General features: G+C 34.8%; 18 protein-coding genes. 15 read left to right on the top strand and 3 right to left on the bottom strand.

What is annotated here, in order from left to right; all coding sequences use genetic code 11:
- Window positions 1–67 precede the first annotated feature (67 nt).
- Window positions 68–550: a DUF456 domain-containing protein gene (locus tag AC5LWL_RS09350; protein ID WP_493436578.1), complete on the top strand. Its 483-nt coding sequence runs from the start codon at window positions 68–70 to the stop codon at window positions 548–550.
- 234 nt (window positions 551–784) lie between these two features.
- Here the strand turns inward: AC5LWL_RS09350 and AC5LWL_RS09355 are convergent, their stop codons facing one another.
- Window positions 785–1,480 (bottom strand): Crp/Fnr family transcriptional regulator, encoded by a 696-nt coding sequence (locus AC5LWL_RS09355; protein WP_493434062.1) that lies wholly within the window; start codon window positions 1,478–1,480, stop codon window positions 785–787.
- Window positions 1,481–1,961: 481 nt separating this feature from the next.
- Here AC5LWL_RS09355 and AC5LWL_RS09360 point away from each other — a divergent pair, with 481 nt between their 5' ends.
- From AC5LWL_RS09360 to phoU, 9 genes are all read left to right on the top strand, one after another.
- Window positions 1,962–2,570: a superoxide dismutase gene (locus AC5LWL_RS09360; RefSeq protein ID WP_493434063.1), complete on the top strand. Its 609-nt coding sequence runs from the start codon at window positions 1,962–1,964 to the stop codon at window positions 2,568–2,570.
- Window positions 2,571–2,791: 221 nt separating this feature from the next.
- Window positions 2,792–4,009: an MFS transporter gene (locus AC5LWL_RS09365; protein ID WP_493434064.1), complete on the top strand. Its 1,218-nt coding sequence runs from the start codon at window positions 2,792–2,794 to the stop codon at window positions 4,007–4,009.
- A gap of 1,159 nt (window positions 4,010–5,168) precedes the next feature.
- Window positions 5,169–7,271 carry a peptidoglycan D,D-transpeptidase FtsI family protein gene (locus AC5LWL_RS09370; RefSeq protein ID WP_493434065.1) on the top strand — a complete coding sequence of 701 codons (2,103 nt, stop codon included), beginning with the start codon at window positions 5,169–5,171 and terminating at the stop codon, window positions 7,269–7,271.
- A gap of 222 nt (window positions 7,272–7,493) precedes the next feature.
- Entirely contained in the window at window positions 7,494–9,593 is a 2,100-nt protein-coding gene (locus tag AC5LWL_RS09375; RefSeq protein ID WP_493434066.1) for a peptidoglycan D,D-transpeptidase FtsI family protein, read from the top strand.
- Window positions 9,594–9,801: 208 nt separating this feature from the next.
- On the top strand, window positions 9,802–10,761 hold the full coding sequence (locus tag AC5LWL_RS09380) for a PstS family phosphate ABC transporter substrate-binding protein (protein ID WP_493434067.1): 960 nt from the start codon (window positions 9,802–9,804) through the stop codon (window positions 10,759–10,761).
- A gap of 70 nt (window positions 10,762–10,831) precedes the next feature.
- Window positions 10,832–11,782, top strand: a complete 951-nt coding sequence (gene pstC / locus AC5LWL_RS09385; RefSeq protein ID WP_493434068.1) for a phosphate ABC transporter permease subunit PstC — start codon at window positions 10,832–10,834, stop codon at window positions 11,780–11,782.
- Window positions 11,782–12,660: a phosphate ABC transporter permease PstA gene (gene pstA, locus AC5LWL_RS09390; protein WP_493434069.1), complete on the top strand. Its 879-nt coding sequence runs from the start codon at window positions 11,782–11,784 to the stop codon at window positions 12,658–12,660. The genes pstC and pstA overlap by 1 nt, the downstream gene beginning before the upstream one ends.
- Window positions 12,661–12,741: 81 nt before the next feature.
- Window positions 12,742–13,506 carry a phosphate ABC transporter ATP-binding protein PstB gene (gene pstB / locus AC5LWL_RS09395; protein ID WP_493436579.1) on the top strand — a complete coding sequence of 255 codons (765 nt, stop codon included), beginning with the start codon at window positions 12,742–12,744 and terminating at the stop codon, window positions 13,504–13,506.
- Between the two features lie 28 nt (window positions 13,507–13,534).
- Window positions 13,535–14,188, top strand: coding sequence for a phosphate signaling complex protein PhoU (gene phoU / locus AC5LWL_RS09400; RefSeq protein ID WP_493434070.1), 654 nt, complete (start codon window positions 13,535–13,537; stop codon window positions 14,186–14,188).
- A 329-nt stretch (window positions 14,189–14,517) separates the two neighbouring features.
- On the opposite strand, the gene AC5LWL_RS09405 is transcribed toward phoU, so the two are convergent.
- Window positions 14,518–14,988, bottom strand: coding sequence for an aminodeoxychorismate lyase (locus tag AC5LWL_RS09405; RefSeq protein ID WP_493434071.1), 471 nt, complete (start codon window positions 14,986–14,988; stop codon window positions 14,518–14,520).
- Window positions 14,981–15,376: a hypothetical protein gene (locus AC5LWL_RS09410; RefSeq protein WP_493434072.1), complete on the bottom strand. Its 396-nt coding sequence runs from the start codon at window positions 15,374–15,376 to the stop codon at window positions 14,981–14,983. Before AC5LWL_RS09410 ends, AC5LWL_RS09405 begins: the two co-directional genes overlap by 8 nt.
- A gap of 422 nt (window positions 15,377–15,798) precedes the next feature.
- Between AC5LWL_RS09410 and AC5LWL_RS09415 the strand changes: the two genes are divergently transcribed.
- From AC5LWL_RS09415 to AC5LWL_RS09435, 5 genes are all read left to right on the top strand, one after another.
- Entirely contained in the window at window positions 15,799–16,494 is a 696-nt protein-coding gene (locus AC5LWL_RS09415) for a DUF4912 domain-containing protein (RefSeq protein WP_493434073.1), read from the top strand.
- Window positions 16,491–18,944: a glycosyltransferase family 4 protein gene (locus tag AC5LWL_RS09420; RefSeq protein WP_493434074.1), complete on the top strand. Its 2,454-nt coding sequence runs from the start codon at window positions 16,491–16,493 to the stop codon at window positions 18,942–18,944. Before AC5LWL_RS09415 ends, AC5LWL_RS09420 begins: the two co-directional genes overlap by 4 nt.
- Before the next feature lie 76 nt (window positions 18,945–19,020).
- A complete protein-coding gene (locus tag AC5LWL_RS09425) occupies window positions 19,021–19,638 on the top strand; it encodes a hypothetical protein (RefSeq protein ID WP_493434075.1) in 618 nt (205 codons plus the stop codon).
- Window positions 19,639–19,715: 77 nt separating this feature from the next.
- A complete protein-coding gene (rpmG, locus tag AC5LWL_RS09430; protein WP_101175018.1) occupies window positions 19,716–19,865 on the top strand; it encodes a 50S ribosomal protein L33 in 150 nt (49 codons plus the stop codon).
- A gap of 228 nt (window positions 19,866–20,093) precedes the next feature.
- Entirely contained in the window at window positions 20,094–20,666 is a 573-nt protein-coding gene (locus AC5LWL_RS09435; RefSeq protein WP_493434076.1) for a 5-formyltetrahydrofolate cyclo-ligase, read from the top strand.
- The last annotated feature ends 78 nt before the right edge of the window (window positions 20,667–20,744 follow it).

Raw genomic sequence — 20,744 nt, forward strand, 5'->3', positions numbered from 1 at the left:
GAATGGTTGTTTCTCTAAAGAATAGGGTAAATTTTGTAGTAAATAAATAAAAAAAGGGGGATTGATGGTGGAATATATTTATTGGATTATTATTACAGTGCTTTTTCTTATTGCATATATTGGATTAGTTTATCCTATTATTCCAGGTGTTTTATTTTTAGTAGCAGGTTTTTTTGCGTATGGATTTTTATTTACTTTTGCGCATTTTTCCATTCTTTTTTGGATTATTCAGGCGATGTTTACTCTCCTATTGTTTTGTGCCGATTATTTGGCTAACTTAATTGGAGTTAAGAAATATGGAGGTTCAAAAGCTGGAGCTTGGGGGAGTACAATTGGGCTGCTTGTTGGTCCTTTTGTTATTCCAGTAATGGGAATATTAATTGGTCCGTTTTTAGGTGCAGTGATTGCAGAGCTTGTTGTAAACAGAACAAATTGGAAAACAGCCTTAAAAGTCGGGGTAGGATCCGTAATAGGTTTTCTCAGCAGTGTAATTACAAAGGGAGTTATTCAAGCGATTATGATTATTTATTTTTTAATTGTGGTGCTTTAATCTGCACAAGCATTAACCGGAAAGAGTTGTCTTTTTTATGTATACTCTGAAAAAGGGTTTGGGCTCTCTCTATGGGCGCACAAGTACAGGCAGATGCTGGAGCCTTAAATCGGCCAGCATCTGCCTGTACTTGGTGTATTGCCCCATGCCTCTAAAAGTAAAAAGCACTTTTTGAGTCATGTGAATATTTTTCTTCAGAGCTGTTCAAGGCGTTTGCGCTTTTGTTTTTACCTATTAATTTAATCCGCAAACATCGGCAGGGCAATTTTGACAATCTACGCCTTTTTTTAAATAGGCTAAATCTTTTATTGTGAATTTTTGATTAGAATAAGAGATAATATCAGCTTCACGTAATTCTTTTAGAATTCTTTGCATTACTTCTCGTGTGCCAAATGTTAAATTAGCAAGTTCTTGGTGAGTAAGGGGAAAATCAATTAAGATTCCTTCGTCTGTTTTTTTTCCGAAAGAGTGACATAATCGAATTAAAATACTGTATAAACCGCCTTTTTTACCATTCATAATTAAATCCTGGCATTTCATATGTGCTTTTAAGTAACCTGTACTTAACCAGCTAGTTAAGGCAGTTAATAAAATGGGATCTTTTAAAACAGCTTCTTCAAATTCTTCTCGATCAATGGTTAATATTTCACAATCAGTTATTGTTCTAGAGAAAAAATGATATTTAGGAGAACGTTTAAATAATTGATATTCAAGAAGGGCTTCCTCATCGTGAAGTATTTTTAAAATAAATTCTTTTCCTTTTTCATGTACTCGTCCTAATGATAAGGTGCCGCGTAATAAGATATAAATTTTATTAACGGGATCTTTTTCTTGAAAAAGCAGGGATCCTTTTTTTACATTTATTATTTTATTTATATCAAAAAAATTTTGAATTAATAAACTGTATAAGGACAATTGAATTTCAGTCATAATATTGCACTCCTCCTTATGTTCTTACCTATTGATTAAAGGATATTGTGAAAAGATTGTCAATCTTTTTTTGGGATTTATTGGGTTTAATGGAACGTTTAGTCGTTCTTAATATGTGTGCAAACATTGGTATGGTAGGGGGGAAATTAATAATGACAATTTTTCGAACTTATCAAAACGATAAAGGCTATCGTTTTCAAGTATTTTTTATAGAAGATTTCTTCAGATTTCATTTTTGTGATATTCATCACCAAAAACGAAATGTTTAAAATATGAATTTAAAAATAAAAGGGTTTAACTAAGTATTGTATAGGGTAATTTAAAGATGTGAAAAGAAGAGCAGATTGTTTGAAAGAATATAGTTTATTTGATATTGTTTAGATAAAGCACTTCTCATATTAATAGTGTAGCTATAGGTAAATCACTATTAATAAGAAGTAATTTTTAAAAAATACAACCCAATACATAGGAGGAACAAAAAATGCCTTTTACATTACCACAATTACCGTATGCTTATGACGCACTAGAACCACATATCGATAAAGAAACAATGAACATTCACCATACAAAGCACCATAACACATATGTAACAAATTTAAATAATGCTTTAGAAGGAAATACAGAGTTACTTTCTAAAACAGTCGAAGAAATTGTTTCTAATTTAGATGCAGTTCCTGAAGCAGCACGCACGGCAGTTCGCAACAATGGTGGCGGACATGCAAATCATTCTTTATTTTGGGAAGTTATTTCTCCAGAAGGTGGAGGCGAACCAACTGGCGATTTAGCATCTGCTATCGAGAGCAAATTCGGAAACTTTGAAAACTTTAAAGAAGAGTTTTCTAAAGCAGCTACAACTCGTTTTGGTTCAGGCTGGGCTTGGCTAGTTGTAAATAATGGAGAGTTAGAAGTAACTAGTACACCAAACCAAGATTCACCTTTAATGGAAGGTAAAACGCCTGTTCTTGGCTTAGATGTTTGGGAGCATGCTTACTACTTAAATTATCAAAACCGTCGTCCTGAATATATTAATGCATTTTTTAATGTAATTAATTGGACAGAAGTTGCAAAACGCTACGAATCAGCAAAATAATCGTTTAAAACTCACTGATCAAATTGATTAGTGAGTTTTATTTTTATTTCTCATTCTGTATAGAGTGTTGTTAAGCAAATTGTTATTCCTTTTGCTCTCTAAAATCTCTCTCCTATCCAGCTTTTAAAAAAGTTTCCCCTTCCCAATTTTTTTAGTCCCTTTTTTATGTATAACGAACATGTTTTTGATAGAAACTACCCTAGAACAAAGGGGAGTTTTTTATGATGAAAACAAATAAACTACTTGGCAATGTGGAATTAACAAAGGATTTAAATTTATTATTGCTTATTGGCGGCTTATATTCATTAAGTATTGCCCTTTCCAATACTTTCGTAAATATATTTTTGTGGAAGCAGTCGGGAGAATTTAAAGATTTAGGGTTATATAATATGGCCATCATTATTCTTCAGCTTGTAACGTTTATACTGGCAGGAAGATGGGCGAAGAAAGTGGACAGAGTAATTGTTCTTCGTTTAGGGGTCATATTTTTAGCATTATTTTATTTATCTGTACTGCTAATTGGCGATAAAGCTTCCTCTTATTTGATCTTATTAGGATGCTTGTTGGGAATTGGCTACGGTTTTTATTGGTTAGCTTTTAATGTGCTTACATTCGAGGTGACAGAACCGGAGACACGAGATTTTTTTAATGGATTTTTAGGTGTTTTAACCTCGGTTGGAGGCATGATCGGCCCGATTTTAGCAGGTTACATTATTTCTGCCCTCTCTAAGTCATCAGGATATATGGTTGTATTCGGTATTTCTTTAGGGTTATTTTCTCTTGCTGTAGTATTGAGCTTCTTCTTAAAGAGAAGACCTGCAAGTGGACAATTTTTATTTAGACGAATTATCGAAGAACGGAAAAATAGCCAAAATTGGCGTTTAATCACAAAAGCGCATTTTTTCCAGGGATTACGAGAAGGAACCTTTGCTTTTGTCATCACAGTATTTGTGTTTATTGCGACAGGGAGTGAGATGGCCTTAGGGAAATTTGGCTTAATCAATTCCGGAATTTCTTTTGTAGCCTACTATATTGTTTCGAGAACAATCAAAAATGGTAATCGAAATAAAGCAATCTTAACTGGAGGAATTCTGTTATTTCTATCCATGTTTATTATCATCTTTGATTTTTCCTATACGAAATTATTGATATATGCCGGCGTAATTGCTATCGCTTATCCATTAATACTGATTCCTTATACAAGCTTAACGTTTGATGTAATCGGGAGAAGCTGGAATGCTAGAGAAATGAGAATTGAATATATTGTTGTTCGAGAAATGTTTCTAAATTTAGGTCGTTTATTTTCTATTCTTGTGTTTTTTGTAGGCGTCCTATTTTTTCAACCAGATAAAATTCTACCATACGTATTATTCCTATTAGGTACTGGTCATTCGTTTATTTACTTTTGTACAAGAAAAATTAGATTGGATTCAAAATAGTAGAAATTATCGAAGTGGTACGGTAAAGTTTTTAACTCAAACTTTTCAGTTATAAATTCCTCTTCATGTATTACGATAACTTGGTTTAGAGCAATGAGAAAAGGGTGATTGATTCGTCTTTTTGGGTGTTTTTTGCAAACATTATTCCTTATAAATAGGGGCAAGATTCTCGTTTCAGGATGCTCGCTTTCCGTGGGGCGTTAGATGAGACTCCTGTGGGGTCTCATCTAACTCGCTAATCCCACAGGAGTCTCGCATATCCGCTCCAATCAAGCAGTTTTTATCCATTAGTTGCTGTCGATGAACTGGAAAAACACCCACCTTATAGAAATAGACTAAATGTGCACATTTTGGGAGAACAACGTTGAATAAGAAAAGCACAAACGCTTTGCTCAGCCCCGAAGAAAAATGTTCACATGACTCAGGAAAGTGCTTTTTACTTTTAGAGGAATGAGGAAATACTCACCGGGGCTAGGCGCTGACCGGCTAAATACGCCACGTCCTTATGTCTTCGCCGACGCTTGTACATCCTGGACGGCGAAGCTAGACACTCATCTAAGTTCACAAATTTTATCCTTTCTTATTTTCTTAAAAAAATCAATGCTCCATTGTTTAGCAATCCTACCTTGTCATGAAATTCGAAGACAAGAACTTATTCTAAAACAGGTTGCTTGTAACGGAGGGTGCGAAGACTCCTGCGGGAAATGTGGGAAGGCTAAAGACCCCGCAAGGCAACGCCGAGGAGGCTCAGCACCCACCCCGCGGAAAGCAACCCCATAAGAAAAGCGCAAGCGCCTTGTTTAGCCCCGAAGAAAAATGTTCTCCAGACTCAAAAAGTGTTTTTTTCTTTTAGAGGCTGGAGGTTATCTTTCACAGGGGCTAGGCGCTGGAGCTAGACAGCCTTCACATTTCAAAAAGTATATACTTTTTCACCTTTTAAAAAACAAGCCTCCCATTTTATTGTTCTTAAACCGAGTAATATCAAGATTTGCAGACGAATTTGAAGGTGCGAAGTTTGAGTTTTTAACTTTTTCCGCACCGCTTTTTTTTGTTTCTTTTTATTTTAGAGAAGAAATTGGTATAAAATGACGATTTAACCTAGATATAACCAAAAGTATCCTTTAGAATAAAGAATGTGGGGAAAGAGTGGTGTTTTAAAATGGGGAATAAGAAAAAAAAGAAAAAAAGTCAATTTCCACTTCGATTAAATCTATTATTTTTTACTGTGTTTCTTTTATTTTCCGCTTTAATTATGCGTTTAGGCTTCGTACAAATTGTTTACGGAGATGAATATAAGCGTGAGTTAGAAAAAAAGGAAGATATTATTATAAGTACACAAGTTCCGCGTGGACAAATGTATGATAGAAACGGAAATACTATAGTAGGGAATGCCGCCAAAAATGCGATTACGTATACGAACTGGGGCGTGAAACCGGAAGTAATGCGGGAAACGGCAGAAAAGCTGGCAGGTCTTATTACGATGGATACAAAAGATGACCTGAAAAAAATAACAGAAACTGATAAAAAAGATTATTGGGCTTTGCTGAATGATGAAGCTGCCAAAAAGAAAATTTCTAAAGAAGAAGATGCTGCACTGCAAGAAAAGTATTCAAATGACAAAAAGAAATACCAAAGAGCCTATAATGAATTGCTGCGTTCTAAAATTACAAAAAAAGAATTAAATAGCTTTTCAAAATTTGAGCTTGAGACATTAGCAATTTATCGTGTTTTTAATAGTGGCTATTATTACACACCACAAATGGTGAAAAATACTGGAGTGACAGATAAAGAGTTTGCTAAAGTTAGTGAAAATTTATCCGAACTGCCTGGGGTAGACACGATAAAAGACTGGGACCGCACTTATGCATATGATGGCACACTAAAAACCGTGCTTGGCAAAATCAGTACGTCACAAAGAGGGGTTCCAGCTGAACAAAAGGATCAATATCTCGCAAAAGGATACAGCATGAATGATCGTGTTGGTCTTAGTTACTTGGAAAACCAATACGAAGATGTTTTGAAAGGGCAAAAAAAGAAAGTAAAATACATAAAAGATAAAAGCGGGGAAATCGTTGATTCCACAACTATATCTAATGGAGAACCAGGTAAAGATCTTGTTCTGACCATTGATATGAAATTACAGCAAGAAGTGGATAAGATTATAGAAGAAGAATTAAGAGCAACGAAAAGAAGTTATGTTGGCACCCATTTACTAGATCGTGCCTTTGTTGTCTTAATGAAGCCAAAAACCGGAGAAGTATTAACCATGTCCGGAAAAATGCTTGGCAAAGACGAAAATGGCAATACGGAAATGCAGGATTTTGCTTTAGGGAATATTACGACATCTTATAATGTTGGTTCTGCTGTTAAAGGAGCGATGGTTTTAGCCGGATATAAAGAAGGAGTTATTCATCCTTATACGCCTATTAAGGATGAAATTATGCAAATACCAGGTTCTCGTCCATTTAAATCTTGGAAGGTAATGGGAACTATTAATGATTTGACAGCATTACAGCAATCTTCCAATGTATATATGGCTAAAACAGCTATTATGATTGGTAAAGGACATTATGTGTATAATAATCCATTAGACATTGATCCTGCAGCATTTTCAAAAATTCGCAACTCTTTTAGTGAATTTGGTTTAGGTGTAAGAACAGGGATTGATTTGCCAAATGAAATGGCGGGGTTCAGAGGAACGGAATTAACACCTTACCAATTAATGGCTTTATCCATTGGACAATATGATACATATACAAATATGCAGCTAGCACAATATGTATCTACGATTGCCAATGGGGGCTACCGCATTCAGCCCCACATGGTAAAGGAAATAAGAACTTCGTCAAAAGGCGAAGAGGGACTAGGTTCCATGGTTCAGGAAATTCAGCCGAAAGTTTTAAATAAATTAGATTTACAGCCTAGTTGGCTTTCACAAGTACAAAGAGGATTTCGAATGGTAATGAGTACGTCAAATGGAACAGGTGCTAGATATTTTGGTAATGCTTCTTACCAGCCAGCTGGAAAAACAGGAACTGCGCAGGCTTTTTATGATGGTCCTTTACGCAGTAATTATAATGAGCCTCCGCAAGTCATGAACGTAAGTCTAGTTACCTATGCACCATACGACAATCCGGAAGTAGCGATGGCGGTACTGGTTCCTTGGGTATATACCACGAATAATGGCCCTTCTCCAAATATGACGATTGGTAAAAGAGTCTTGGACAAATATTTTGAGTTAAAAAAAGAAGAAAATAAATAGTTTATAATCGACAACTCCATCTATTAGAAGGAGTTGTTGTTTTTTTTTGCATAAAATTGAAACGAATCATCTGTGCAGTACGACTTATACTATAGATACCAAAGAAAAACTAACTCTTAAATTGTCGAAATGGTATATTATTCAAAAAGGTTTTTAATAGAATTATGTCATGTTTTCGATTACAATAGACAAAGAATTGATAAAAGAAAGTGTGGTTTAACGGTGGGAAAAAAGAAAAAGAAATCGCTCCCTATTCGTCTTAATATTATTTTCTTTGGAGTATTTTTATTGTTCTCTGCTCTAATACTCCGTTTAGGGTTTGTTCAAATTGTATATGGCGAAGATTATAAAAGGGAATTAGAAAAGACAGAAGAAATAACGGTAAATACATCCGTGCCACGTGGAAAAATTTATGATACAACGGGAAAAACAATTGTTGATAATATTCCTAAAAATGCCATTACCTATACGAATACCGGGGCTAAACAGGAAGAAATGATTAAAACTGCTAAATTATTGGCTCAGTATATAAAAAAAGACACAAAAAAGGTAACGGAGCGTGACCAAAAAGATTATTGGATTATGCAGAATCCAGAAGAAGCGGCAAAAAAAGTATCAAGTGAAGAAAAAAAGAAGCTGCAGGAAAAATATACAGATAAAGATGAGTATAATAAACAAGTATATAAATTACAGCTGGAAAGAATAACGGAAAAAGAGCTTCAAACATTAACAAAAAATGATTTAGAAGTTATTGCTATTTATCGGGAATTTACAAGCGGCTATAAATTAACCCCGCAAATTGTAAAAAATGAAGATGTAACAGATAAAGAACTGGCAACGGTCAGTGAAAACTTAGAAATGTTTCCTGGCGTTGACACAAAAACAGACTGGGATAGAATGTACGAATTTAAAGATACATTAAAATCAGTATTGGGCAATGTAAGCTCGTCTGAAAGGGGATTGCCTGAAGATAAACTTGCTTATTATGAAGCAAGAGGATACAGCCGCAACGATCGAGTTGGTACAAGCTATATTGAAATGGAATATGAAGATGTACTAAAAGGGCAAAAGGAAAAGGTTCGTAAAAACACAGATAAAAGCGGAAATATTACGAGTACAGAAGTGATTACAGAAGGAAAAAGAGGAAATGATCTAATTCTATCTGTTGATATGGAATTACAGCTAAAAGTAGAAAAAATAATTGAAGAAGAATTAAAAAGAGCAAAGCAATCAGCAGGCACAAAGCTATTAGATCGTGCCTATGTTGTGTTAATGGATCCTAATACGGGCGAAGTTTTATCCATGGCAGGCAAACGATTAGTAAAAAATGACAAAACGGGTAAAACAGAATTGCAAGATGATGCTCTTGGCAATATTACAACAACCTATAATGTCGGCTCTGTTGTAAAGGGTGCTACTGTTTTAGCAGGATATAAAACAGGGGCCATTTCACCAGGTACCGTTCAAAGTGATACCGGGATTAAAATAGCAGGAACGCCTTTGAAAAAATCTTGGACATATATGGGGGACATAAATGATTTAACGGCACTGCAAAGATCCTCAAATGTATATATGTTTAGAACGGCTATAAAAATAGGCGGAGGAAATTATGTATATAATCAACCACTAAGTGTGGATCCAGCTGCGTTTTCTACGATGCGAAATTATTATGCTCAATTTGGATTGGGCGTACGGACAGGAATTGATCTTCCAAATGAACAAAGTGGATTTAAAGGCTCCAATACAGCGTTGCCAGGGTTTTTACTTGATTTATCTATAGGACAATATGATACGTATTCTACCATGCAGCTTGCTCAATATATTTCAACAATCGCCAATGGCGGTAATCGAATGGAGCCGCATATTGTCAAAGAGATTCGGGAGCCTGTTTCAGATCAGGATGAACTTGGACCAGTGATCGAAACCATTAAACCGAAAGTATTAAATACGGTAGATGCGAAAGCTGAATGGATTAAAAGAGTACAGCAAGGATTTAAAATGGTAGCACAAACACCAAAAGGGACAGCTTATTCTTCATTTGGAGGAAAATCATATTCTCCTGCAGCAAAAACAGGAACAGCCCAGGCTTTTTATGATGGTCCGTCTAGAAGTGAATATGATGAGCCGCCAGAAGTATATAATTTAAGCTTAATCAGTTATGCTCCTTCCGAAAATCCAGAAGTGGCTATGGCTGTAATGGTTCCATGGGCATATCAAGGCAGTGTTGATAATGGCGCCAATAAAAAAATTGGAGAAAGAGTATTCGATGCTTATTTTGATCTAAAAAAGGAACGTCAGCAAAAAAGCATAGAAAAAGAATAAGCAAGAAAAAAGAGGCAAAACTATACACAAATAGTTTTGCCTCTTTTTGATTAGGGAAAGGGTTAAACAGTATTACCGGTTGTATGATATTTATACCATTTATTCTAGTAAATTTACATAACCTTTACATTACGTTAAAACAGTATTAATACAAAAGACTTATAGTTAATTTGTAAACAAAACAACCATCCTTAGGGGGAATAAAGAAATGAAGAGCTTTAAACGATTAGGATTTACTGCACTATTAGGAGCTGTGCTCACACTGACTGCTTGTGGTAGCGGAGGAGCATCTAACAACACAAATAATGCCGATAATGGTGACTCAAAGCAACTTCAAGGTCAAATTAAAATAGACGGTTCTTCTACTGTTTATCCTATTATGGAGGCTGTTGTGGAAGAATATCAAGCGGAACAGCCGAATGTAAAAGTATCTGTAGCTTCATCTGGTACAGGTGGCGGATTTAAATCATTTATTGCTGGGGAAACAGACTTAAGTAATGCTTCACGTCCAATTAAGGATGAAGAAAAAACACAATTACAAGATAAAAGTATCGATTATACAGAATTAAGATTAGCATATGACGGATTATCCGTTGTTGTGAATAAAGAAAATACATGGGTAGATCATTTAACATTAGATGAATTAAAGAAAATTTGGTTAGAAGATGGAAAAACGAAAAAATGGTCAGATATACGTAAAGGTTGGCCGGAAGAAGAAATTAAATTATATTCTCCTGGAACAGATTCTGGTACATTTGACTACTTTGATGAAGTGATTTTAGAAGGAAAACCGCTTGTTGAAAAAGCTACTTTATCGGAAGACGATAACATATTAGTACAAGGCGTAACTGGTGATAAAAATTCTATTGGCTACTTTGGTTATGCTTACTATGCGGAAAATAAAGATAAATTGAAAGTAGTTCCGATAGATGGTGGAAATGGGCCAGTTGAGCCAACCAATGAAACAGTTAAAAGTGGAGAATATGCACCATTATCAAGACCATTATTCACTTATGTGAAAAATGATTCCTTGAAAAAAGAAGAAGTGAAAAACTTTGTTGAATTCATCGTCGACAATGCAGGCGATTTATCTGAAGAAGTTGGCTACGTTAGACTTCCAGATGAAGAGTATCAAAAAGATTTAGAAATACTTAAAGCAGTTAAGTAAAAAAAGTTTGATGGAAAGCTTTGTACTTAAGCTTTCCATCTTGGCATGTGGATAAAGGGGGTCTTTCATTATGAGTGTACAAAAAACTTCACAACATTCATTATCCGTACAGCAGATGATTGAAGAAAGGAAAAAAAAGGTCAGTGTAAATAAAATGATGGAAAAAGCAATGCCAAAAGTTTTATTAATAACAGCAGTTCTTTCAGTATTAACTACATTAGGCATTTTATTTACATTATTGGTTGAGACCTTTACGTTTTTTGAACGAGTGTCTGTAGTAGAATATTTAACAGCAAAAAAATGGTATCCATTCTCAAATCCAGGATTATTTGGAATTATGCCATTAATTTCTGGGACGTTAAAGGTAACAGGCATCGCTGCAGTTGTAGCTGTTCCTATCGGCTTAGCGTCTGCCATTTTCTTAAGTGAATACGCTTCTGACAGAACAAGAAGAATTATTAAACCGATATTAGAAGTTCTTGCAGGAATTCCAACCATTGTTTATGGATTTTTTGCCTTGACATTTGTAACACCTCTATTACGAGGATTTATTCCTTCCCTTGAAATGTTTAATGCTTTAAGTCCAGGGATTGTTATTGGCATCATGATTACGCCGATGATCGCCTCTCTTTCAGAAGATGCTATGAGTTCTGTTCCCCGTTCTATGCGTGAAGGAGCATTAGCATTAGGTTCTACCAAACTGGAAGTCGCAATTAAAGTAGTATTGCCAGCCGCTGTATCAGGAATTGTTGCATCGATTGTTTTGGCTTTATCAAGAGCAATTGGTGAAACAATGATTGTTGCTGTAGCAGGGGGCAGTACGCCAAACTTAAGCTTAAACGTAACAGGATCAATTCAGACGATGACTGCTTATATTGTACAAGTAAGTCAGGGAGATGCTGGATATGGTACAACTATCTATTACAGTATTTATGCTGTAGGATTTACGTTGTTCTTATTTACATTGCTGATGAATTTACTTGCACAGTTTATCTCTCGTCGGTTTAGGGAGGAATACTGATGAAACTAATAGATCATTCAAAAGTTCTCAAAAGAATGAAACCAAGAAGAACAAAAAATATCATTTTACGAGCAATGTTTTTTTGTGCCACAATGGTTGGTTTAGTTGTACTAGGAATACTTTTTTATCGGGTATTGACTCAAGGAATTGGTTATTTGGATTTACAGTTCCTGCAAAGTTTGCCATCACGTAAACCGGAGCAGGCAGGTGTCTACACGGCTCTTATAGGAACCGTTTGGCTAATGGCTGTCGTTGCACCTGTGTCATTATTGATTGGTGTTGGAACTGCCATTTATTTAGAAGAATATGCAAGTAAAAATAAATTTACAGCCTTTATTAAATTGAATATATCAAATCTTGCAGGAGTACCATCCATTGTCTTCGGACTATTAGGTTTAACTCTATTTGTTCGGGCGATGTCTTTAGGCACTAGTGTACTTGCAGCAGGATTAACAATGAGTTTATTAGTGCTTCCCGTAATTATTGTTGCATCACAAGAAGCGATTAGATCGGTGCCAAATGAATTGAGAGAAGCTTCCCTCGGAATGGGGGCAACAAAATGGCAGACAATTGTACGCGTTGTAATGCCAGCTGCCATACCTGGGATTTTAACAGGAGGAATATTGGCCCTTTCCCGTGCAATTGGAGAAACAGCGCCACTAGTTGTATTGGGTTTACCATTATTTTTAGCATTCCTTCCAAAAACTGTTTTTGATATGTTTACCGTTTTGCCAATGCAAATTTACAATTGGACAGGAAGACCACAAGAAGCTTTTCAAGATTTAGCTGCAGCAGGAATTATTGTTTTATTAGCATTATTAATTATCATGAATTCAGTTGCTGTTCTTATTCGTAATAAATTTCAGAAACGTTATTAGTCTTTCATATGGATAAAAGGGGGATTCAAAATGAATAGTACAATTATTGAAAAGCAGGTTAGAGAAGGAAAGATAGCCAATATGGAACAAAAAAGCATCGTGTATAAAACAAATCAGTTAAATTTATGGTATGGAGATAATCATGCGCTGAAAAACATTGATTTGGACATTATGGAAAATGAAGTGACATCTATTATTGGGCCATCTGGTTGTGGGAAATCTACCTATATTAAAACATTAAATCGAATGATCGAACTTGTTCCAGGTGTGAAAACTTCTGGAGAAATAAATTATCGCGGACGTAATATTTTTGATAAAGAGTATGGGGTGGAAGAGCTTCGTACAAAGGTTGGCATGGTATTCCAAAAACCAAATCCATTTCCAAAGTCTATCTATGAAAATGTGGCATATGGACCAAAAATTCATGGAATACGAGATAAAAAAATATTGAATGAAATTGTGGAAAAAAGTTTGCGCGGTGCTGCAATTTGGGATGAAGTAAAAGACCGTTTAAACCAAAATGCGTTTGGATTATCTGGCGGTCAACAGCAGCGTCTTTGTATAGCAAGATGTCTAGCAATTGAACCGGATGTTATTTTAATGGATGAACCAACATCAGCGCTTGATCCTATCTCGACATTAAAAGTAGAAGAGCTGGTTCAAGAAATTAAAGAGAAGTACAGTATTATTATTGTGACACATAATATGCAGCAAGCGGCGCGTATTTCAGATAAAACAGCCTTTTTCTTAAGTGGAGAAGTAATAGAGTTTGATCATACTGATAAAATTTTCTCTAATCCGAAAGATCAGCGTACAGAAGATTATATTACAGGACGTTTTGGATAATAAATGATGGTAGAAGGAGAGACAATTTATGCCAGTTAGAGAAAATTTTGAACTAGGTTTAAAAGAGTTGCAACTTAAATTAACAGAAATTGGCGAGTTTTCGATAGAGGCACTTCACCGATCACTAGAAGCATTAGAAACAAAAAATATTGAGCTAGCACTAGAGATTATTGATGATGATTCAAAGGCAGACATGATGTATGAAGAGATTAATGATTTTGCGATACTGTTAATTGCCAAACAGCAGCCAGTTGCCATTGATTTAAGAAGAATCATTGTGGGGATTAAGATTGCAACAGATATCGAACGAATTGCTGATTTTGCCGTAAATATTGCAAAAGCAACCATAAGAATCGGCGACCAAGAGTTGGTAAAGCCAATTGTTCATGTGAAAAAGATGTTGGAAATTACGAGCCATATGCTTAATCTTGCCATTAAAGCATTTAATGAAGAAGATGCAAAACTAGCAAAAAAGATAGCAGAAATGGATGATGAAGTCGATCATTTAAATGGTCATACCATCAGCGAGTTGATAGAAATTAGCAGACAAAAGCCTGAGTACATGCAACAAGTTTCTCATCTTACATTTGTTTGCCGTTATCTAGAACGAGCAGCAGATCACACTACCAATATTGCTGAAAGCGTGTTTTACCTAGTAAAAGGAAGACACTACGATTGGTAACGAAAAGCGGAAACGCCTTGAACAGCCCCGAAGAAAAATGTTCTTTTGACTCAAAAAGTGCCCTATACTTTTAGAGACAAAAGGTTATCTTTCACAGGGGATAGGCGTAGGAGCTAGACAAACGAAAAGCGGAAACGCCTTGAACAGCCCCGAAGAAAAATGTTCTTTTGACTCAAAGCATGTGCTAGGTGAATAGTGAGCTTGGTCGGTACAAATAAAACTTCATCATTCAATCAGAAAACTCTCTTGTTAAATAGTTGGATAAAAAGGCCAATCTATTGAACCAAGAGAGTTTTTTAGCAATACAGTTGTTTTTAATATAGGTTTTCTTATTTTGTCATAATTTCGGCTATTTCTTTATAGTTCATTTTATTTGTTAAAGCAAATTTGCCGATTTGTACTTTTGTATGGTAATTATTTTTTATTAAATAATTTTCAAAGCCTTCTTTATTATCGATGATGTTTTTGTTAGCAAGCTGTTCGGCAATTTGTGAGATTGTCATCCCTTTTACAATATAAAGTTCATAGAAGTTGGTTTCTTCTTGTGTTGTTTTCTTTTCTTGTGCTGTTTCTTTTTTCTTTTCCTTTAATTGTTCTTCCGCCTGTTTTAGTTGTGTTTGCAGCTGTTCAAACTCTTCTTTTTTTATAATAGTATATCCATTATTGGATAATTGTTTTTCTGCTTCCTTTGTATCTGGAACTGCTGTATGATTCTTTTCAATGAAGCTATAATAGGAGCCGATTAAGCTTACTGAAAAGAAAACACCTAATGCAAAAGAGCGTATGCTTCGCTTATTCATAAATAGCACCCTGTTGTTTGCCTTCCTTTATAATATCCTGTACATCATGAATAGATAAAGAGGATTGAGCAGCGATTCTATGAACGGATACACCTTGAGCGGCTAAAGCCCAGACTTGGTTTTTGATAATTGCATGAATATTTTTATTGTCTGGAGAAGTTTTTATCTTGCTTCCTTGTTTAGGAGATAAATCAAGATCCATTTCCTCTATTAATAACTCCTCTTCTAGTAGTTTTAATTTTTTCTTCACTTTATAAAATTCTTGATATTGCTGGATAGACAGTTGATCTAAATCATCCTGTAATGTTTTATAAGGATCTTTAGCAAAAAAAGACAGAACAAAAAGAATAAGTGAAAAACATAATAAACAAATCATTAATATAAACATATAGTCACCTCTTTACAATTACTAAAAAATACGGCTATGTATATAGGCATATACTTTTATTTTACCATTTAAGCAACGTTTCTGCGGCAATTTTCGTGATATAAGCGAAAATTGCCGCAGAAGCAAAAAAATGTCGTTTAAAACCTATATTTTTCGCTTTCTATTGTCGAAAGAAAGCCGTTTAAATGAATAAAAAGAGGTGGAAAAAATTTTTTCTATCGGTTCAGTCTAATGGTTAATAACACTAGCAAGTTACGACAAAATCTGTTCATTGTTACATCTACCAATCGGTGATAACATTAATGTATAAATAAATAGTCAATTAACAAGAAGTAACGGAATACATTTTTATTTCTTTGGCAAACAACAAAGCTTATTCATACAGGAAAACGAAACTTTAGAGGAAAGAGGTGCTACTTCAAGTGTTGGATCAAATCATAAAGTTAAGAAGAAAAGGACTTTCTTTTCGGAAGATTGCTAATGAATTAGAATCAACTGTCGGTAAAGTTCAATATCAATGGAATAAATACATGAAGAACAAAACAGAAGAACCGGAGGAATTAAAACACTCCTCTATATACAGTGAACAAAAGCAGCTATATATTCCCTCCATTGCTTGGACAAGCATTCAGACCATGCAGCGGAATAACGGAATGGAAGCTTGGCTAACATCAGCAGCCAGTGCTTTTGTGTTTTGGAAAATTCCACAAGGAAAATGGAAGCTGCTGTCTTCCTATTATGGAATAAATAGTCAGGAATGTATGCTTGTCCTAAAAATAAATGACATAACAAGTATTATATACAATGGAAGTAATGCCCATGCTTCTAGACAGATGGAATTAAGCAATGGTCTTGAATATTGTGTTGTAAATGATCTAGCCCCTAATTGTAGTTATTGTTTTGAAATAGGAGTATATGATTACTACCGAACCTTTTTGCCGGTTCTACAATCAAATCCTATCCAATTACCAAGAACTTCAAAAGATCAAAGTGGAGCATTGACTAAAGAGATGGAGAGATGGGTAAAAGGAGCAGTAACAGCTCCAAATTGGATTGAACATGTCAGTACCTACAGCTACTATGAAATGGATGATAGAGAGGATGTTAAAAAGAAATGAATTATTCCTATTTTCAAACAGTTGTATATGCTGATATTCCATTTATCCAAATGTTTTCCCCTAACAAAGAGGAAAGAAACGAATTGTATTTAGCATCCATTCATTTTATTCGTTTTTTACAATCTTTAGAACAACAAAATCAATATTATACCGTGCAATTAGCAATTGCTCCCATTTATTATGAGATAGTAGAGCAACCTGTTTTTCAAGAGGAAATGACTGAATTTTTAGAAAAAAACAAACTTGACTATGAAGGGGAATACAAATATTGGCTACAGCAGCATAAACAATTAAATTTAACGATAAAAGAATTAATTAGCCATAATAAACTAGAACTTCTAGCAAGCCCGGTAACCTTTAGCACATTGCCGAATATATCTACTCAAATAGGATTTTACTTGCAAATTAAAACAGGGTTATCTATTTTGCAAAATCTGTTTTCCTATGAAGCGAAAGGCTTTTGGTTTCCAAAAGGCCGTTATGCTCCTGGTTTAGATTTATATCTGAAAAGAGCAGGAATTGAATTCAGCTTTATTGGAAATGAAACGATTAATTTCAGTGATCCTGCACCGATAGAAGAAGGAACAGGAGTTGTATCCCCACACGATATAATATTTTTTCCGATTCAGGAAAATCTGTTTCAATTGTTAAATGATTCAAAAAATCAACTAGTAAATATAGAAAAGGAAATATTGACCTTATTAGATCAATATAATCATTATCGGCATCAATCGGTTATTACCCTCACAATGGAATTAGCCGAATTTAATCATCGAAAAAAAGAATTAGATAAACGCCTAACGTATTTAATGGATGAAGGATTTGTTGTAAATATATCTCCTAGCATGTATAGGAAGCAATTCAGTGAAGGCCTAGATAAGGTTCATTTAAGTGCAAGCTTTTTAGAAAAGGTAAATGCTGCTGATTTAGATAAGTTTGGAACATATTTTACTGCAAGCTCTTTTCTCGAAAAAGAATTGCAGCAGTGGGAAAAATTACAGCTTCCATCAGAAGCAAACCGGATAATAAAACAGCTTGAAAAAGAATGGATTTTTCTTACAGGACTACTTTCCTCCGTTAAGGAAAATAACATTCATAAAATCGAAAATCATCTCGAGGCTGCCGCTCAACTATCTGCCTTTTTTTATCAGCAATATGATAAAAAGTGGTTGCAAGCGAGAGAAATGCAGTTTCCTGTATTAAATAATTCGTTTGAAAAAAGGAACAAAAGCGATATAGTAGTAGAACATACTGCAAAAAAAAGAGTTCTGCTATTATCTTGGGAATATCCACCTCATGTAGTTGGCGGCCTTGGCACACATGTTGCGGGATTATGTGAAAGTCTAATAAAAAAAGGTTATGAAGTTCATTTAATCACTACACAGAATAGGAACGAAGAAATAAAGGATCGGGAAGAAAAAGTCGGATTATTTGTTTATAGAGTAAAACCAATATACAGTGTGGAAGCAAATTTCATCCATTGGATTGGCGGATTAAACATGAGTATGTGGGATAAAGCGATGGAGTTGGCTGCTTATTATCCATTTGATTTAATTCAGGCCCATGATTGGCTTGTTGGAGCTGCCGCAATCTCTTTACAAGAAACGCTGCAGATTCCACTAATTTCAACCATACATGCAACAGAGTATGGAAGAAACGGCGGAATCTTTACGGAAATGCAAAAGTTTATTTATGAAAAGGAAAAACAACTTATTGCATCCTCTCAATCTATTATTGTATGCAGTGAATTTATGAAAGAAGAAGTGATGAATGTTTTTCAAACAGAACGTAATAAATTGAACATCATTCCTAATGGAATTGAGGTACAAGACAAAAAAGAAATTTCTTATACTTGTTTGGAAGACTTCCCGATTAATAAGGAAAAGAGAGTAGTTTTTGCTATCGGCAGACTCGTAAAAGAAAAAGGGTTTGGTACATTGCTAGAAGCAGTCAAAACGTTTAAGCAAAAAAATTCAAATTTGTTTTTTGTACTAGCTGGAGTTGGACCGATGTTTGATGAATATAAAAATTATATTGAAAAAAATGATTTGAATTCTTCTGTTTTTTTAACAGGCTATTTACAGGAAGAGAAAAAAAGAGCGCTTTATCAAAGGGCTGAAATTGTAGTAATACCGAGTCATTATGAGCCATTTGGCATCGTAGCATTAGAATCGCTTGTTTTTGCTAAACCAACGATTGTTTCAAAAACAGGAGGATTAACTGGATTGGTTGATCATAAAAAAACAGGCATGCTGACCGAACCAGGCAATGTAGAAAATCTTGTTCATGAAATTCAGTATTTATTAGATCATGAAATAGAAGCAAAAGAAATTGGCAAGAATGGCAGGAAACTCGTAGAACAATTGTTCAGTTGGAATCGAGTTGCAGATGAAACGAAAAGAGTATTTGATGAAGTTGTGATGAAAAACAAAATGCAGGAAAATATATAAGAAGACAGGATATTCTAAAATTCCGGTAATAATATGCTCGATGAAATAAAAATAAATATAAAAAGGTGAAATGAGGATGAAAACAGAGGCTTATTTGCAATCAGATTATCAAAGTATTCAAAAAGAAGCCGTTAGTGGAAGGTTGGTTAGCACCATTGGTCTTTGGATAGAGGGAAAAACATATTGGATTCAGAATGGATACGAGAAGTTGATTCCTGAACAAGCTATTTCCGTGCATATAAAACATGTTCCTAAACACTCGAAAATTCAATATAGTGAGATATATGTAAGAAATCACTCCTTTATCGTTAAACAGATGAAAGTGCTAATGCTTAATTATTATTCAAAACCTTTCAAAGAGCATTTAACCTTTGTTTCTCCAACAGATAATGTCATTTTTCATTCTGTAAACGAAGAATTATTTTTAGTGAATGGAGAAAGCAATGGCAGCAGGATAGAACAGAGAACGGTGCAGCCCATTTGGAATGTCCATACAGAATTAATTTGGAGCAACAATGACAATGGAATTCTAAAATATCAGCCAATGGGAAAAGGAGCGTCTGTTAGTATATTTTCTTTAAATGTAGAAGTACAGCCACAAACATCAACCAATTGTAAAACATGGACGATTCATGGCAAAGAAAAAAAAGACTTGATGGATTTGAATCAACTCTTAATTAAAAAATCATACTAGCATTTCCTAATAAAAAGTGTTATTATATATAAGTCGTATGCACGAACTAGTATAGCAATAGTTTGGAGGGAAATAACATGCGTGTAAACATTACACTAGCTTGCACTGAATGTGGAGATCGTAACTACATTTCTAAAAAAAATAAACGTAATAATCCAGATCGTCTTGAGCTAAAAAAATATTGTTCAAGAGAAAAACGTACTACAACTCATCGCGAAACAAAATAAGCAGAGGGGATATCCCTTCTGCTTTTTTTCATGCTCTAGATGGAGACAGCCTGTATAAACGAAAAGAAGAGGCTGCAGGACAGCCTGAGAATCCCGCCGCAGAAGCAAATCTCCGAGGAGGATCAAGCGTAGCCCCATGAAAAGCGAAGAGTATTCCGGCTGCGGACCCCATCGAAAGAGCCAAAGCCATTTTTCAAGGTAGATAATAACAAAACAGGAGGATTTTATTTGAAATCGGAGAAAATGGAACTTCGCAAACAATTAAAAAAAGAATTATATACCATCGATGAAAAAACACATAAACAGCTTTCCCAGCAAATCGCAGCAAATTTATATCATGATATAAGTTTTAAACAGGCGAAAAGCATAGGCATCACTATTTCAAATTATCCGGAAGTAGATACATCGGCCATTATCCGAACATGTTGGAAACTAGGGAAAAAAGTAAGCGTTCCAAAATGTTTGCCGAAAACAAAAGAAATGATATTTCGAGAATTGCACACATTTGAGCAATTAGAAAAAGTATATAGCGATCTTTATGAGCCAATAGAGAAACTAACAGAAGAAACGAAGAGCAATGAGATGGATTTGCTAATTGTTCCTGGCCTGGCATTTACGAAAAACGGCTATCGAATAGGGTTTGGCGGAGGATATTATGATCGCTATTTATCTCTATACAAAGGGCAAACGATAGCATTAGCTTTTCAAAAACAAATAGCAAAGCAGCTCCCAATAGAACTACATGATCAGCCTGTCTGTAAAATTATTACAGATGGTTATATAGTCGATTCGCTACAATAATCACAAGGTAACGCCACAGAAGGAATAAACGAAAGGAAAAAAAGTGGATAAAAAACAAATTAATTTCTCAAACTACTT

It is taken from the genome of Niallia sp. WK069_GA_01, assembly GCF_983173855.1.